This window comes from Ornithinimicrobium pulveris, from assembly GCF_050261105.1.
Classification (GTDB): domain Bacteria; phylum Actinomycetota; class Actinomycetes; order Actinomycetales; family Dermatophilaceae; genus Ornithinicoccus.
The window spans coordinates 103,811-118,961 of the sequence record NZ_CP189837.1; the positions used below are offsets into that span (position 1 = coordinate 103,811).

A 15,151-nucleotide genomic window follows, 5' to 3' on the forward strand; every position below is an offset into this window, starting at 1 on the left:
GGTGAGGGCTCTATCGGTTACGGTGGGCAGGTCTTGTTAGAGACCCGGGGAGGGAATCTCATGTTCTTCACGCGCCAGAAGTCTGTCGTGGCGGTGCTGTGTGTGGTGCCCTTGTTGGCGTCGTGCACCGGGGGCGACGACCCAGCCGCGCCGACCGATGCTCGGGTGGAGACGGGCGGGGTGACGGCTTCCGGGGAGGACGACGGAGGTCACGGGGACGAGGCGGACGACGGGCAGACCACGGAGCCGCCTACTGGAACCGTGGTCGCCATCGATCGGCCTGAGGTGGATCCGGCGGAGGTGTGTGATCCGGCTCCGGTGCGTGAGCCGACCGCGTTGGAAGTCTCGATGTTGCGGGAGCCGGGGCCGTTTGCTGGGGATGCCTTCGATCTGCAGCAGGTGACGGCTGCGGTCATCGCTCAGGATCCGGGTGATCCGCAGAGCTGGCTCAACGCGATCGTGAACGAGATTCACGGCGACTACGCCGAGGGCGTGTGCCACAACCTGGCCTTCTCTACCGACTTTGATGACGCGGGTGCTGGTCCGACGGCGGGGGTGCCGCCGGAGGAGGAGGCGGTGGGTCAGAACCACTTTGCGGTGGTGTTGGATGCGTCGGGGTCGATGGCTGAGGCGTCGGGGTCGGGGACGCGGATGGATGCTGCGAAGGATGCGATCGCGACCTTTGCTGAGGATCTGCCGCCGGGGTCGACGCTGAGTTTGCGGATCTATGGTCACGGTGGGTCGAACACCTCGGAGGGCAAGGCGGAGTCGTGTGAGTCCTCCGAGGTGGTCTTCGAGGGCGGAGCCGACGATGCGGGTCTGAACGAGGCGCTGGGTGAGGTGGAGCCGGTGGGGTATACGCCGTTGGCGAAGGCGATCGGGGACTCGGTGGAGGACATTCCGGAGGATTCGTCGGACGCGATTGTGTATGTCGTCACTGATGGTCTGGAGACCTGTGGCGGTGATCCGGTGCAGGCGGCGACCGACCTGGCTGCCGCTGGGGTGGAGCCGATCGTGAATGTGATCGGGTTCGATATTGGTAACACCGATCAGCAGGCGCTGCGGGATATCGCGTCGGCGGGTGGCGGTGAGTACACCTCGGTCGACTCCGGCCAGGCGCTGGAGGAGTACTGGGCCAAGGAGTACGCGCGAATGCAGTTGGCGTGGATCCAGTGGCGGGATCAGGAGCTGAAGCGGATCCGCGACGAGAGCTTGACACGCGCAACCACCGGCTTCGAGGTGGAGAACGCGCTCAAGGCTACGTCGAACACCGAACGCGCCCAGGTCAAGGAGGTCATCTGGGCCCTGCGCGACTCCGGGGACCTAGATCGTGGAGACGCCCTTGAGGTCGACAGCTTGGGCGTGGACCGTGGGCAAGAGATTTATCTGTACGCCGGCAACACGCGGGCCGGGGACTTCAGGGACTTGTTCGTCTCTCGACAGGAATACCTCACCGGGATCGAGGAGCTCGGCACCGACAGGTGGACCGAGTACTACCGCAAGGGTGCAGGGGAGTGACCACCCGCCAGGCTCATTGTGCTCTCAGTGTCATCGCAGGGTGGCTCGGCTATGCTGCCCATGTTTTAGACCGAGACCCGGGGAGGGAATCTCATGTTGATGAAGCGGCATAAGTCTGTGCTGGCCGCGGTGTGCGTACTACCGCTGATGGCGTCGTGCACGGAAAGCGATGACCCGAGCGAAACAACCGGCACGCCGACTCACACCAACGAGGATGCGTCAACGACGGCCACCTCGGACACCGTCGACTCGACTCAGGCCACGGCTGCCAGCTCGGTGACTGTCACCCTGCCCGCGGCAGAGTGTGACACCGACCCGGCACGCGAGCCGTCGACCTTGGAAGCCTCGCTGATGAAGCAACCTGGACCCTTCGCGGGAGACGCTTTCGACGTCGACGAAGTTGTGGAGTCGGTGCGAGCTCAGGATCCAGGCGATGTGCAGAGCTGGCACAACGCGATCCTCAACGAGGTGCACGCCGATTACCTCGAGGGCGTCTGCTTCAACTTGGCGTTCACGGGTGATCTTGAGGATGTGGGTGCTGGTCCGACGGCGGGGGTTCCGCCGGAGGAGGAGGCGGTGGGTCAGAACCATTTTGCGGTGGTGTTGGATGCGTCGGGGTCGATGGCTGAGGCGTCGGGGTCGGGGACGCGGATGGATGCGGCGAAGGATGCGATCGCGACGTTTGCTGAGGACTTGCCGCCGGGGTCGACGCTGAGTTTGCGGATCTATGGTCACGGTGGGTCGAACACCTCGGAGGGCAAGGCGGAGTCGTGTGAGTCCTCGGAGGTGGTCTTCGAGGGCGGAGCCGACGATGCGGGTCTGAACGAGGCGCTGGGTGAGGTGGAGCCGGTGGGGTATACGCCGTTGGCGAAGGCGATCGGGGACTCGGTGGAGGACATTCCGGAGGATTCGTCGGACGCGATTGTGTATGTCGTCACTGATGGTCTGGAGACCTGTGGCGGTGATCCGGTGCAGGCGGCGACCGACCTGGCTGCCGCTGGGGTGGAGCCGGTGGTGAATGTGATCGGGTTCGACATCGGCAATGCCGATCAGCAGGCGCTGCGGGATATCGCGTCGGCGGGTGGTGGTGAGTACACCTCAGTTGACTCCGGGCAGGCGCTCAAGGAGTACTGGGACAAGGAGAACGGCCGGATGGCGGTGGCCTGGCGCGATTGGCGTGATCAGGAACTCGAGCGCATTCGTGGCCAGGCCTTCGACGATGACCAGGCCAACCTGGACAACTCCGACCTCCTGCGGACCACCTCGTTCGAGGAGCGCGAGCAGTCCATGGCTGTCGTGAGGGGGTTGGAAGAGGATGGGCTCATCGGCTATGAGGAGCGCGTCGGCATCCTCGGACTGATCGATGAACGCGAGCAGCCGATCCGGGTGTACGCAGGCGAGCAGCGCTCTGGCAACTTCGCTCAGGGCAGGGCCACGCTGGAGGAGTACGAGGCTGGCATCAACGACCTGGGCTCGGAGAGGTGGACCGAGTACTACCGGAAGAGCCTCGGCAACTGAGTTCTCAGCGTTAACCCCATCAGGCAGGGCCCGGACCAATCGGTCCGGGCCCTGCCCGATCTCCACCCACATCTGGGATGAGGCGCCTCAGCCCGTAAGCCGTGGGTTGATCGCCTTCTTCACCTGCCCCCACGGGTGCAGGAAATAGCGACCACCGGCGTACTTCAGGTCGAACCGGTCCTTGCCGCACTGCATCCAGGTGAAGCCGGCACCTGTCACGGGGGCCACGAAGGCGGGATCGACGAAACAGGACTCCCAGGTCAAGTCCCAGTGCGCGCGGGCGGTAGCTCGCCCCCGCCCAGCTCCTTCCACTGGGACGTCGCGATCGACGCTGACGCTGACTTCGCCCCACTTGAGCATCCGGCACGAGGTCAGCCGCGAGCCGTTCTTGCTCGCGTAGGTGGCCGCGGCTGCGCGCACCTGGCTGGGACACGCGCCTGAGGTCAGGACGCGGCCACGCAACTCAGCACTGCCGGAGAAGCCGGGAGCGAAGTAGTGCGCCCCGGCCGTGTCGAAGGCGTCGGCGGCGGCCAAGGCCGCAGCGTCCGCCGCGTTCTGGTTGCTCTGCGAACTGTTGGTGGCCACCGCCAGTCCCGTGATGATCAGCAGGGTGAAGATGGTGAAGATGCTGGTCACCAGAAGCAGGCCGAGATTGACCAGGCCTCGTTCTTCGCTACGAGCGCTGTCGCGTTGTCCGGACATCATGACGTCTTCTCCCCAAGCATGATCTTTCCCTCAGGACACAGTACCCGGAACAGGTCTCGACGTTCCTGATCCAAGCGAGAAGGCCCGACGCCAAGCGTCGGGCCTTCTCGTGGCGAGGGCATCAGGCCTTGCTGGTGACCTTCTCGATCGCGGTCTGGAAGGCGTCGCGGACGCTGCCACCCCAGCCGTTGGCTGCGCCGATGAGCAGCCCGACGATCATCACAGCGACGATGATGACGCCCAGGTACTCCAGCGAACCCTGACCGGCCTCACGACGGTTGGCCAGGCTCTTCAGGTAGATGTAAGACTTCATGATCGAACCTCTCGGTTGGTCCGGGTCCCCCCGGGTCGGTGCTTGCTGACATCCCTAACGCTAGGCGGGAGCGTGGGCGAGGAGCAGGGCCCGGAGGCCTAACCTGGGCCCAACTAACCGACTGGTCCGAGGGCCCAGAAGCGGGCCCACTGATCAATTGGTGTCCGCTCCCAGCCACCAACTCACAGCCTGGGCACGAGCCTCCACGCCGAGCTTGGCGAAGATGCGGTTGATGTGGTTCTTCACCGTCTTCTCGGAGAGGAAGAGTTCCCGCGCGATCTGGCCGTTGGTCCGGCCTCGGGCGATGAGTTCCATGACTTCGATCTCGCGAGGTGAGAGTTCGTGATCCGTGCGGACCTGGCTGGGCTGCGCGTCCTGTGCCAGTGCAGCCACGGCTGCCGGCGAGAGGGTCCCCACGCCTCGGGCGGCGCCGCGTACTGCCGCCTCGACATCGGCCGGTTCGAAGGCGCCGTGGACCAGATAGCCGCAGGCTCCGGCCTGCAGCGCGGAGCGCACGACGTCCGGACTATCGCTGTAGGTCATCATCACGACCTTGCTGACTCGCGCGATGTCCTGAGCCGCGGAGACTCCATCGCGGCGTGGCATCCGGACGTCCAGGAGCGTGACATCCGGGGTGAACTTCCTGGCGAGCTCAGCGGCGAGCTCGCCATCCCAGGCTTCGCCCACGACGTGGATATCCGGCATCTGGCTGAGCAACGCCTTGATGCCCATGCGGACGACGGCGTTGTCGTCGGCCACAAGAACCGTGATGGGTCTGGTCACGCGTTGGCTCCTTCGTTCACAGCGTGCTTCGGCCAGTGGCAGCGCACGATGGTTCCCTGGCCGGGTCTGCCGTCGATCTCGCACGACCCGTGCGTGGACAGGGCTCGTTCCTGCATCCCGCGCACCCCGAAGTGGCCGGCCCGCTCCCGCTCCGAGAGGCGAAGAGGGTCGAACCCGACGCCATGGTCCTCGATCTCAAGAGTGAGCTCGTCGGCGAGCTGACATAGGCGTACCTCGGCGGAAGCTGCTCCGGAGTGGCGGATGACGTTCTCCAACGCCTCATCGACGATGCTGACGACTTCGGTTGACAGCCCTCGTGGCAGGTCGGCGATGCCGTCAACGCGCGTGCGGACGGCGAAACTCTCCGTGGCTCGTGCCCGGCCTAGCTCCCCCAACTGTTCTGCGATGGGCCGATCATCCAGGTGTCTTCTCAGTCCCCGCAGGAGCGTGCGTGACTCTTCCGCAGCCGTGTCGGCGGCCTGCGCGATCTCTGCACTCAGCAACTGTGTGTCCTGCAGTCTTCCTGCGGATGCCGCACCGACCAGCGCATGGGCCGCGAGGGTGATGCCGTTAACGGTCTTGCCCAATGAGTCATGCATCTCGCGAGCCAGCCGGTTCCGCTCCTCGAGTTCCAGCTGTGACATTCGCATGTTCATCGCCTCCTGTCGGGTGCGATGCAGCTCCACGAAGGCATAGCGAACAGTCCAGCCGAGGGCTGTCGTTCCGATCAGGGCTATGGGGAGGGCGATAGCAGCCGCGGCCACGAGCCGGGTCTCGCCCGAGAGCGGCGAGCCCAATGACGCGTACCCCACGCTGAGCCCCATGCTCATCACCAGGGCAGGTAACCCGAGCCAGGGTGTGAGAGTCAGACCGACGATGAGCATGGTGAGGGCAAGAACAAGGAGGCTGAGTGTGGCGGGCCACTCCAAGGCCACCACGAGCGTGACGACCGCGACGTCGAGACCAGCCAGGGCGGGGCGCCGGAAATAGACCTTGACGAAGCGGTCCGAGATCATGGCCCAGGTGGAACTGATGGCGACCACGATGAGCAGAGCGTCGGTGCTGACGCTGGACGTTGGGGTGAAGGCCGCAGTCATGGCCGCAGCAAGCAGGCGGAAGGAGAAGACAGCCCGGCAGACCCGAAGATAGGTGCAGTCCTCGAGGACCTCTCTGCCACTCTTGAGTCGATCAGAACGCATCGGACACCGACGACAGGTCGAGCTGAATGTTCATGCCGAAGTAGGACCCCACCAGAATCAGCACCAGGGTCGCCGGGACCAGGATCATCGAGCCCACAAGAGTGACCTTGGGGGCAGCGGCTGCGGCCTTCTGCCGAAGCCGCTGCGAGTTGTCCCGACGCATGTCCAGAGCAATCTGGTTGAGCGTCTCAGCAAGCGGTGCCCCGAGTTCCTCGGCCTGGAGGAAGGCACGCACGAAGCGCTCCATCATCCGCGAGGTGGAGCGGTCGCGCATCTGCTCGAAGGCGTCCCGCACGCTGGCGCCGTGCAGCAACCGGTCGAGCGCCAGGTTGACGTCGTCGGCAAGAGCCCCCTCAAAGCGTGCCGAGACACGGCGCAGTGCCGGTCGGAAGGCAATACCCGCTGTGACTGTCACGGCCAGGATGTCGAGGAAATCGGGGAGATCGGCATCGATCTGCTCGCGCCGACGATTTCCGAGGGCTGCGAGGGAGGAGATCGGCATCACGACGGCGACGAGGATCGCCAGGGGCGCGAGGTACCACATACCGGAGAGGATCAGGGCGAGCCCGAGCGGGACCATCAGTACGAGCAATCCGCCGATCTTGCGGAGCACTGTGTCGACAGTCATCCCTCCCGGACGACCGGCGTAGTGCACATTCCTGGCCAACCAGTTGACTCCACGGCGGCCGAGGAGGCGACGCAGCGGTGCGCGCAGCTGCCCGCCCAGACGCTCGATCACCGAGAACTCCTTACGGACCTCGCGCTGGCGCTCCTGCTGCAGCAGTGCGATGTCTCCGGCGTCCAAGCCCGCGACGACGTCGCCACGCACCATGCGTAATCCGACGCTGAAGATCAGGTACGCCAGGAGGGCCCCCAACGCAGGCAGGACGGGGAGCATCTGATCGCTCATGCGTCGAGCCTGGTGATCTTGCGGATCAGCCACCAACCCAGGAATGTCATACCTGCGTAGAAGGCGAGCGCCACGATGCCCACGATGTTCTGCGTCATCCGCTCGATGGTGCCGGGAAAGATCGAATTGACGAGCAGCATCAAACCTAGGCCGATGACGATGATGGCATTGCCGGTCGCGACGGACTGGGCGACGACGGACTTCACCTCACGCTTGGTCTCCTTGCGCTCATCGAGCATGTAGGAGATATCGCGGAGCGCGGAGACCAGAGATCCACCCGAGCGAGCTGCGATGACCAACGTGGACATGAGGACCTTGACCTCCCGAGAGGGCAGCCGGTCCTCCACCTGCAGCATCGCGTCCTCGAGCGACGCCCCGAACCGGACGGCTGTGTTGATGCGCCCGATCTCCTCGGATGCGGGTTGCCCCATCTCGTGCTCGGCGACGGTCCAGGCAGTCCTGATCGACAGCCCCGCGTTGGTGGCATTGGACAGCACCCTGGCTAGATCGGGGATCTGGTCGACGAACTTGTCGCGGTAGCGCGTTCGCTGGAAGGTGATCCACCAGCGCACCCCGAACCACCCGGCTGCGAGCCCCAGCACGGCGAAGAGCGGCGCGACGTAGACCCACAGCAGCCAGGGCACGCTGACAGTGGCCACGACTGCGACGAGAGTGACGGCCCAGAGCGGGTAATGGAGTCCTGCCGTCGTCAACTCCCTCCGCAGCCAGCGGCCCGGACGCGTGGCTCCGAGGAAGGACTCCATCTCCTGCAGCCACGAGCGCTCCACCTGTGTGCCCAGCTGCAGGACGTGCCGGCCGGCAGACGTCTGGACGCGCGCGTTGGTCAGGAAGAGGCGGATGGCAAGCAGCGCCAGGACCAGACAGAGCACCACACCGGTGAAGATCGCGCCGACCATCAGTTCGCCCGGGTTTCGGCGGCGGGAGTGTCGGCGGTCGCAAAGTCCAGCGGCACCTGCTCACCTCGGGAGCGCAAACGTTCGATGAGTTGATGGGTGAGCCCGAAGCGCACGAAGGACGGCGTCTCAGCCAGGTCATCCCACTGCATGATCGGAGCCAGGGTGAACTCCTCCCGGCGGCGGGAGACCACCTGGCACACCTCGGTGATGCGACGCGCACCATCCGAGGTACGCGTGAGTTGCACGACGATGTCGACTGCCGAGTTCACCTGGTCGCGGAGCGCGACGAACGGAACCTCGACATCGCTCATCGTGGCGAGGGTCTCCAACCGGGCGAGGGCATCCTCGGCGGTGTTGGCGTGCACAGTGGCGAGTGAGCCTTCGTGTCCAGTGTTCATCGCCTGCAACATGTCCAGCGCCTCACCACCACGTACCTCACCGACGATGATGCGGTCGGGACGCATGCGCAACGAGTTGCGGACGAGGTCCCGAATGGTGACCTGCCCCTTGCCGTCGACATTGGGTGGTCGAGTTTCCAGGCGTACGACGTGGACCTGCGAGAGCGAGAGCTCAGCGGCGTCCTCGATCGTCACGATGCGCTCGCGCTCCGGGATGAAGGCCGAGAGCGCATTGAGCATGGTGGTCTTGCCGGAAGCCGTTCCCCCGGAAACGATGATGTTGAGGCGGGCGCGGACGCAAGCAGCGAGCAACTCGGCCGTCGCTCTGTCCAAGCTTCCCCGCGCCATCAACTCGGTGATCCCGTACGCCTTGGGGAAGAGGCGAATCGTGACGGTAGGGCCATTGAGCGCCAAGGGGGGCAGAATGACGTTGACGCGAGCTCCACGCGGAAGTCTGGAGTCCGCTGGCAGGCGAGCGTCCACCATGGGGCTGGACTCGTCTACGCGGCGGTTCACCGTGGAGACGATCCGATCGATAGTCTGGAGCAACTGGGCTTCCGAGGTGAACGCGGAGCTGATCTGCTCGACCTTGCCGAAGCGCTCGATGTAGACCGTGTCGTGGCCATTGATCATGACTTCGCTGATGCTCTCGTCGCCGAGGAGCGGCTCGAGCACACCGAGACCTACGGCCTCGTTGATGACGGTGGTGACCAGGGCCGTCCGCTCACGGTTGGCGAGGATGATCCCCTCGCGCGAGATGAGGTGGGTCAGAATTCGTTCCAGGCGGATCTTGCGCTGCTCATTGTCAAGTAGCGCCAGTTCCTGCAGGTCCACCTCGTCAAGGAGAAGCTGCTTGAACCGGCGTACCTGTGACGCGTCCTCGCTGCTGGCGGTCGTACTGATCTGGCTCGCGGCTGAGCGCCCGAAGTTTGAGCCGAACTGCCGGCTCACGGGATGTAGGCCCGTCGTGAGACCTCAGGGATCTTCGGCCAGGGCAGAGGCTGCGGGGCCTGCACCCTCACCTCAACTCCGTCTCCAAGGGAGCGCACTGACACCAGTCGCACGCCCCCAGGGAGCGAGTGCGCTGCAGCAGCGCTCGGGCTCTGTCCCAGTGATTGCGCGCGCGCCGCGTCCCACGCCGCCCTGCCAGCAGCCTGGCCAGTGTAAATGGCGCTGAAGAACTGGAGAGCGAGGGTGAGGATCAGGATGACGACCGTGGTCCCCACGAGCGCCTCCAGCGCGGCGAAACCGCCCTCGCGGGATCGGTGTGTGTTCTGCGCTGACGTCCTCATCCCCTCGGCTCCTTCACCACGCTCCTGGCAACACCGACGTCGGATACTGACGATCCGCTACCGACGGGAGCCACTTTGACCTTGACCTCGACCTGGCTACCGGCGGTGTGCACTGTCACTCCGCTGCGCACTCCCGACGGCACGGCGTCGAGGGCGGCCTGCCTGACCTGGGACTGGGTGGCCCCCAGTGAGGCCTCGCGAGCGGCTGCGTTGGCGGCATGGCCAGCCCACACGAAGCTCAGGGCGAGTCCGAGGACTTGCCACAGGACGAGGAGGAACATGACGGTGATGGGCAGGATGCCCACCGTTTCGAGTGCCACTTGGCCCGATTCGGCCTTGGCGGGGCGGGGACGGCTGAGCAGTTTTCGCGTTGGCTTGGTCTCGGATACCGGCTCGATCATGATCTCTGCCTCCTGCGACAGGGCTTTCAGCGAGCGTCTCCAGGCTTTGGGGACGTTGTGTCCGGGGGTGCGGGTATTGACCGAAGCCTCCAGCCCACGCCCCAGGTCCGGGATGAGAGTTTCGATGCGGCGGCCAAGGACCAGCCGATCGATCGTGCTCTGCTGGATCTCTGAGTCTCGGGAGAACTTGTTGACGAGAACCTGCACGTCGCTGGGGTTGCGGACCCCAAGATCGGACCAGGCCTGGGCCTGACGACGGGCGGCTCGAAGCGAGGGCACATCCGTGGTGACCACCTGCACGACATGGTCGCTCATTTCGATGGCCGCTGCCTGAGCCGGCGTGACATTGCTGCCGGCATCAACGAGGACGATGTCGTACATCGAGCGCAGTTGGCTCAGGATCGCGCGGATGGCGGAGGCCGTCACAGCATCGACGTCACGGACGTCGATGGGGGCCGGCAGGATGTGCAGTCCACTGTCATGCACGGCCACGGTGTCCCGCACGATGCGGTCGGTGATGTCATCCGCGATCTTGGCCAGGTCCACGATGCTGACGCGGTAGTTGAGGTCTACGTAGCTGCTGACGTCACCCTTCTCCAGATCGACGTCGACCAGCACGACCTTTTTCTCTCGGTGGCCCGAGGCAAGCTGCCACCCCAGGTGCGTCGCAATGGCGGTCGTGCCCACCCCACCCTTGCTGCCGGCGAAAGAGGTGACCCCGCCCTCGATGACGTCAGCCCCTGACCCGCCGGCAAGCACTTCCTGCATCCGCTCGCCCCACTCGGTGGCGCGGACCAGAGAGTCGTTCACCTCGGCCAGGACGAAGGGGTAGGCGAGCACGCCGCGCGCGCCCACCTGCATGCCGAGGGTCAGGCTCTCCTCGTCGGCGGATCGGGTTGCCAGCAGCACCGGAAGGGCGGGACGCCGCACTGTCACGTCCTGCATCACCCTGGTGATCGGCCCTGGGGGTAGGTCTTTGTCCAGGATGACCACGTCTGGATTGTGGTTGAGCACGGCGGGGAGCAACTCTTGTGTGCTCTCCGAGATGTGGACAACCTCGAAGTCCTCCAGCGCCTCGATCCGACTGATCAGGTCGGAACTGAGGATTTGGTCAGCGACGCCGAGCAGGATCTTTCTCACGGGACCCGCATCCCTTCTTCTCTGATGGCTTCCCCGCCGAGTTGTTCGGCATCGAACTGGTTGATCTCGCCCTCCCGGTCCTGCGTGGTGCCGGCGGGCAGACCGATCAGCCGGACCTCGGCGGCGAAGGTCGAGGCGTAGGTGACTGAGAGCGCGTCACCAGGAACGAGCGCAAGCGTCACCGGGACGACGTCCTGCAACTCCCCTGTCTGTCGCTCCTGCACCTGCTGGGTCCCACCCACGCTGACCACCCGGACGTTGCGGACCAGGATGCGCGACTGGTTGGCCAGCCCCGGTGTGTCGGCAAAAACGGCATACACATCGACGCGGTCACCAGGCCGCACCCGACCAGCGATGCCGGTCACGGCGTCGACGTTGATCGCGACCTCGCGCTCGTTGGGATTGAGATCGCTGGGCGGCACCAGGACGTCCATGGTGATGCGTGAGCCGGCGCTCAGCGGAACGGCGATCGTCCGCCCTTCGATGTCCTGCACCGTCAATCGAGAAGCCTCATCCACCCACCGCACGGGAACCTCGACCGCTTCGACACGATCTGCCGTGAGTTCGGAGAAGGCGCTCAGGTCCTCCGTGGCTTGGTAGATGGTGGTGATCGGTCCGACCTGGCTATTCACCCCGGAGACGTAACTCGCGACGCCGAAGAAGACGGCGACTGCGAGCACAATGGACAGGAGCATGAGCATGACGCCCCTGCGTTGCCTCGGGTTCATCGGAGCTCGCTCTCGTTCACGGGCTGAAGATCCTTGTCATCGATAGGGGTTGCTGGGGTAGTGGTCGATGTGTGGACCACGGTGGCGCCGAGACCCCATGCGGCGTGGCAGAACGGGCAGAAGTCGACAACGCTCGCGCCGCAGCCCGAACACTCCGTGGTTTCCTCAGCGGACACCGCGTCGGTCGGGGTGAAGGTCGCGACCTCGAAGGAGGGCTGCTTTCCCGTGATGGCGCGAGCACCGCGAGATACGTCTCGCCCCCAGACGCGTTCTCCACCGACATAGGGCTGGATGACGGCGGCTGGGCGCGGTGGAACTTCCCCACTGCGGTGAACACTGGTAGCACCCTTGAAGAGTTCGGCCCACCGCTCCACCTGCGCCCGCTCGATCCCGATCGGACTCTCACCCTCGGCGAGAGCACCGTCCGGGGACCACCAAGACCTGATGACCTCCCACCACTTGGGGCGGGCGCCGTTCACCTTGCCGGGTCGACGCACCCAGACCACGCTCCGCACGGTCCCCAGCAGCCTGCGCAGTTCCCGGGCCGCATGGCCGGGTTCGACAGCTAGGGCGTTCACATGCTCGGCCACGACGGCTGCCCCCAGGGGCATGGTGTCGGTTTCGAGAACTGACACGTTCAGGGCCTCGTCGTGCGCCTTGAGCAAGGTCGCCAGTCGTCGCATGGCCGGTCCCCACTCCGTGCGACACACGAGCAGGACATGGGTGGCGTCCGAGGGCAGGGTAGCGCTGCGGTCCGGCCCCACGAGGTCCTCGAAGGTGTCGAGGACATCGTTACTCAGGGCAGGGACCGGCCACGACCGGTCGCCACCGCACACGACGGCATAGAACGTCATACTCCCAGATCCCTCCCAAGACGCCCGCCCGGAGAACGGAATGAACGTAACCTGTGCTTTGCCCCTCACGCAAATGTCGGCCTCATTCCTGTTTCTGTGTGACGTCGCTTGCGCCACACCAGGTGCACCAGCACCACGCTGGCGATGCCGCCGAGGATCCAGGCTGCTGCGGCGACGGCAATCTGAGCGGTGGTCGAGGCGTAGTTTCCTGCCGCCCACGCAGCCAGTGCGCCGCCCGCGAGTGGGACAGGCATCAGGCGCCGGGTCACGACCGCGACGCTTTTCCGTGCGGTCCGGGTGAGCCACGCCGTCGCGAGCCCCGCGAGCGCCACCGCGGTGGTTGTCGCGGCGGCCAGAGCCCAGAGGTCCTGGCTCCCGGAGGAGAGGGCCAGTGCTACCAGGCCACGCATGACGACCCAGACGATGAGGGCGTGCAGGGCGTAGGTCAGGAATTCACGCATCGCGGGACACCTCCAGCGAGCTCACGACGCCGCGTCGGATAGAGGGGCTCCAGCCCTCAGGGCCGGTGAGCAGGGCGACAGCCGTCTCGCGACCCAAAGTGGCCGCGACCAGCGCGCCCGTGCGCAGAGGTGCGCGGGTGCTGCGGACGGACCAGACCCGATGCGCGTCCGCACCGACGACGCTCTCGGGTGGGTGGCCGGTCACCCGAAGATCGAACGAGGCCGAGGACCTGGTGGACAGCACGGCTGACAATGCGAGTTCCGGTGTCGGGGAGGGCGAACGCCCGATGATGAGCAACCGCACGCCCTCTGGCGTCTCGGCCGCCCAGTCCCAGCCCGCCGGGACAACGGATGGTTCCCCACCTCCGGGCATGGTGAACGTGAGCAGGCCGACCCGTAGACGCTGTGACGACGAAGACCCGGTTGCAGGGCTGCTGGGATCCTCGGACTCACTGGCTGCTCGAGCGGCCAGCGCGCCTCCTGGGACCAGGAGTGCGACGGACATCCCAATCAGTTGTCTGCGGGTCAGCACGTGACCTCCTGGGCGACGCGGTCGGCTCCTGACGGCTGAGGGCGAACGATGCGGGCGTTTGAACGCTCTCCGGAGAGCTCTCCGTAGCGGCGTCGGTCCAAGGACAGGTCCTGCTCGAAAAGGCTGCCTAGGGCCGACGCGTCGCTCGCGCGACTCTCGACTGCGACGGTGCTGGCGGCATAGAGAAGGCGCTCGAGGTCGTTGCCGCGCTCGGGGCGGCGATCGGCCATCAGGAAGGACAGGTCCAGGGTGGGACCGTCAGGGTCCGCGAGCCAGGCCTCCACCTCGGCCCCGTCCCCCTCGGCCAACGGGGTGAGCAGATGAATCACTGTGCTCCCCTCGCCCTCGCTCCACGCCCAACTCCCGGAGAGCTCGACCAGATCGCCCGATGCAGCCCGAACCCAGCGCAGGGCCCCGTGGACGGGTGCTCCGGTGGGCGAGACGCCAGTCGACGAGATAGTCGTGGCTACAAGGTTGTCGTTGACCTGATGCAAGAGCGTCGCGGACCCCCCGGACGGACGGACGTGGCCAGGCAGGTCGCCGGCTGCTTCTCCCTGGGCCTGGGGTGCTGCGGAAAGCCCCTCGAGAGCCGTGGTCGAGGTCGTGCTCACCCAGGCTGCGGGAGCCACTGCCGATCGAACGGAAGCGTCAAGAGACTGTGGAAGGAGGCCGGCGATGGCGGAGCGACGCTGGTGGTGGAGAGCATGCTGCTGCTGAAGTGCGGCGACAAAGTCTCGCTCCTGACCTTCCTCCTCGAAATCCCACTGGGCGGACAGCGGCACGGTCACTCCGGGCAAGAGAGGTGCTTGGGGCCAGGGCTCGTCCTGCCAGGTCTCAGCGGTGATCTCACTGGGCTCGGCCACGACGCGCACAGTTCCGTCGCGGGCGACCCACCTCTCCAGCACACCGCCGTGGGTGAAGCTGATCCGCTGGGTCTCCACCGTGGGAACCATCTGCTCGGCCACCTGGTCAACCGGGCAGAGCGGCACGGCTCTGAGTGCGGCTGGTGGTGGTTGATAGAGGCGGGCCAGGCAGTCCGTGACGCCCAGGGTCACACCACTGCACCCGAGCGCGATGATGCGCTGCTGCGTGCGTTGTGGCAGGAGGGTGATGGCGGCCGTGACCACGAGGACGGCGACGAGAACCGTCGTCACACGATCCGTTCTGGCGCGCCAGCGCTGGCGTCTCCGGATGCGATCGATCTCGCGCATCGCCGATCCTCCCTCCGTGTCTCAAGCCCTTCCCGACGGTCTGTCCCCAGCCCGGGAGTGGGCTCCCCGGCCCTGCTCCGTGACCCACTGTAGGAGCGCTCTGGGCCCGTCTGGCTGGGCCCGCAGTAGGCCCGAGGGCCCAACTCCGCGGCCGTACTGTCGAGGTATCAGGCGGTGGGACGGGTGCATCGACGAGTCGATGCGACTGCTGCGAATCCTCGGGAGGACGAGAATGCGAGCGATCTGGAGGGCGCCCGAAAGGGGTGCCGGC

Annotated in this window: 15 protein-coding genes; 2 read left to right on the plus strand and 13 right to left on the minus strand. The window is 65.8% G+C overall.

Annotated elements, in window-relative coordinates; all coding sequences use genetic code 11:
* The first annotated feature begins 60 nt into the window (after nucleotides 1-60).
* Together ACQBAT_RS00420 and ACQBAT_RS00425 are read left to right on the plus strand one after the other, a co-directional pair.
* Entirely contained in the window at nucleotides 61-1,518 is a 1,458-nt protein-coding gene (locus ACQBAT_RS00420) for a vWA domain-containing protein (RefSeq protein ID WP_420746247.1), read from the plus strand.
* A gap of 93 nt (nucleotides 1,519-1,611) precedes the next feature.
* Nucleotides 1,612-3,036, plus strand: a complete 1,425-nt coding sequence (locus ACQBAT_RS00425; RefSeq protein WP_427197722.1) for a vWA domain-containing protein — start codon at nucleotides 1,612-1,614, stop codon at nucleotides 3,034-3,036.
* Between the two features lie 87 nt (nucleotides 3,037-3,123).
* Here the strand turns inward: ACQBAT_RS00425 and ACQBAT_RS00430 are convergent, their stop codons facing one another.
* The 13 genes from ACQBAT_RS00430 to ACQBAT_RS00490 form a co-directional block, all read right to left on the minus strand.
* Complete coding sequence (locus tag ACQBAT_RS00430) at nucleotides 3,124-3,672, minus strand: hypothetical protein (RefSeq protein WP_427197723.1); 549 nt, start codon at nucleotides 3,670-3,672, stop codon at nucleotides 3,124-3,126.
* Nucleotides 3,673-3,862: 190 nt separating this feature from the next.
* Complete coding sequence (locus ACQBAT_RS00435; protein ID WP_420746250.1) at nucleotides 3,863-4,054, minus strand: hypothetical protein; 192 nt, start codon at nucleotides 4,052-4,054, stop codon at nucleotides 3,863-3,865.
* 153 nt (nucleotides 4,055-4,207) lie between these two features.
* Nucleotides 4,208-4,837: a LuxR C-terminal-related transcriptional regulator gene (locus tag ACQBAT_RS00440; RefSeq protein WP_420746251.1), complete on the minus strand. Its 630-nt coding sequence runs from the start codon at nucleotides 4,835-4,837 to the stop codon at nucleotides 4,208-4,210.
* Nucleotides 4,834-5,880: a sensor histidine kinase gene (locus tag ACQBAT_RS00445; RefSeq protein ID WP_420746252.1), complete on the minus strand. Its 1,047-nt coding sequence runs from the start codon at nucleotides 5,878-5,880 to the stop codon at nucleotides 4,834-4,836. The genes ACQBAT_RS00440 and ACQBAT_RS00445 overlap by 4 nt, the downstream gene beginning before the upstream one ends.
* 145 nt (nucleotides 5,881-6,025) lie before the next feature.
* On the minus strand, nucleotides 6,026-6,946 hold the full coding sequence (locus ACQBAT_RS00450; protein WP_420746253.1) for a type II secretion system F family protein: 921 nt from the start codon (nucleotides 6,944-6,946) through the stop codon (nucleotides 6,026-6,028).
* Nucleotides 6,943-7,863: a type II secretion system F family protein gene (locus ACQBAT_RS00455; protein WP_420746254.1), complete on the minus strand. Its 921-nt coding sequence runs from the start codon at nucleotides 7,861-7,863 to the stop codon at nucleotides 6,943-6,945. Before ACQBAT_RS00455 ends, ACQBAT_RS00450 begins: the two co-directional genes overlap by 4 nt.
* On the minus strand, nucleotides 7,863-9,212 hold the full coding sequence (locus ACQBAT_RS00460; RefSeq protein WP_420746255.1) for a CpaF family protein: 1,350 nt from the start codon (nucleotides 9,210-9,212) through the stop codon (nucleotides 7,863-7,865). The genes ACQBAT_RS00455 and ACQBAT_RS00460 overlap by 1 nt, the downstream gene beginning before the upstream one ends.
* 337 nt (nucleotides 9,213-9,549) lie before the next feature.
* A complete protein-coding gene (locus ACQBAT_RS00465; protein WP_427197724.1) occupies nucleotides 9,550-10,947 on the minus strand; it encodes an AAA family ATPase in 1,398 nt (465 codons plus the stop codon).
* Between the two features lie 143 nt (nucleotides 10,948-11,090).
* Nucleotides 11,091-11,789, minus strand: a complete 699-nt coding sequence (gene cpaB / locus ACQBAT_RS00470) for a Flp pilus assembly protein CpaB (protein ID WP_420746256.1) — start codon at nucleotides 11,787-11,789, stop codon at nucleotides 11,091-11,093.
* Between the two features lie 29 nt (nucleotides 11,790-11,818).
* Nucleotides 11,819-12,676 carry a hypothetical protein gene (locus ACQBAT_RS00475; RefSeq protein WP_420746257.1) on the minus strand — a complete coding sequence of 286 codons (858 nt, stop codon included), beginning with the start codon at nucleotides 12,674-12,676 and terminating at the stop codon, nucleotides 11,819-11,821.
* Between the two features lie 65 nt (nucleotides 12,677-12,741).
* Nucleotides 12,742-13,137, minus strand: a complete 396-nt coding sequence (locus tag ACQBAT_RS00480) for a hypothetical protein (protein ID WP_420746258.1) — start codon at nucleotides 13,135-13,137, stop codon at nucleotides 12,742-12,744.
* On the minus strand, nucleotides 13,130-13,342 hold the full coding sequence (locus tag ACQBAT_RS00485; protein ID WP_420746259.1) for a hypothetical protein: 213 nt from the start codon (nucleotides 13,340-13,342) through the stop codon (nucleotides 13,130-13,132). The genes ACQBAT_RS00480 and ACQBAT_RS00485 overlap by 8 nt, the downstream gene beginning before the upstream one ends.
* 320 nt (nucleotides 13,343-13,662) lie before the next feature.
* Nucleotides 13,663-14,823 carry a hypothetical protein gene (locus tag ACQBAT_RS00490; protein ID WP_420746260.1) on the minus strand — a complete coding sequence of 387 codons (1,161 nt, stop codon included), beginning with the start codon at nucleotides 14,821-14,823 and terminating at the stop codon, nucleotides 13,663-13,665.
* Between the last annotated feature and the right edge of the window lie 328 nt (nucleotides 14,824-15,151).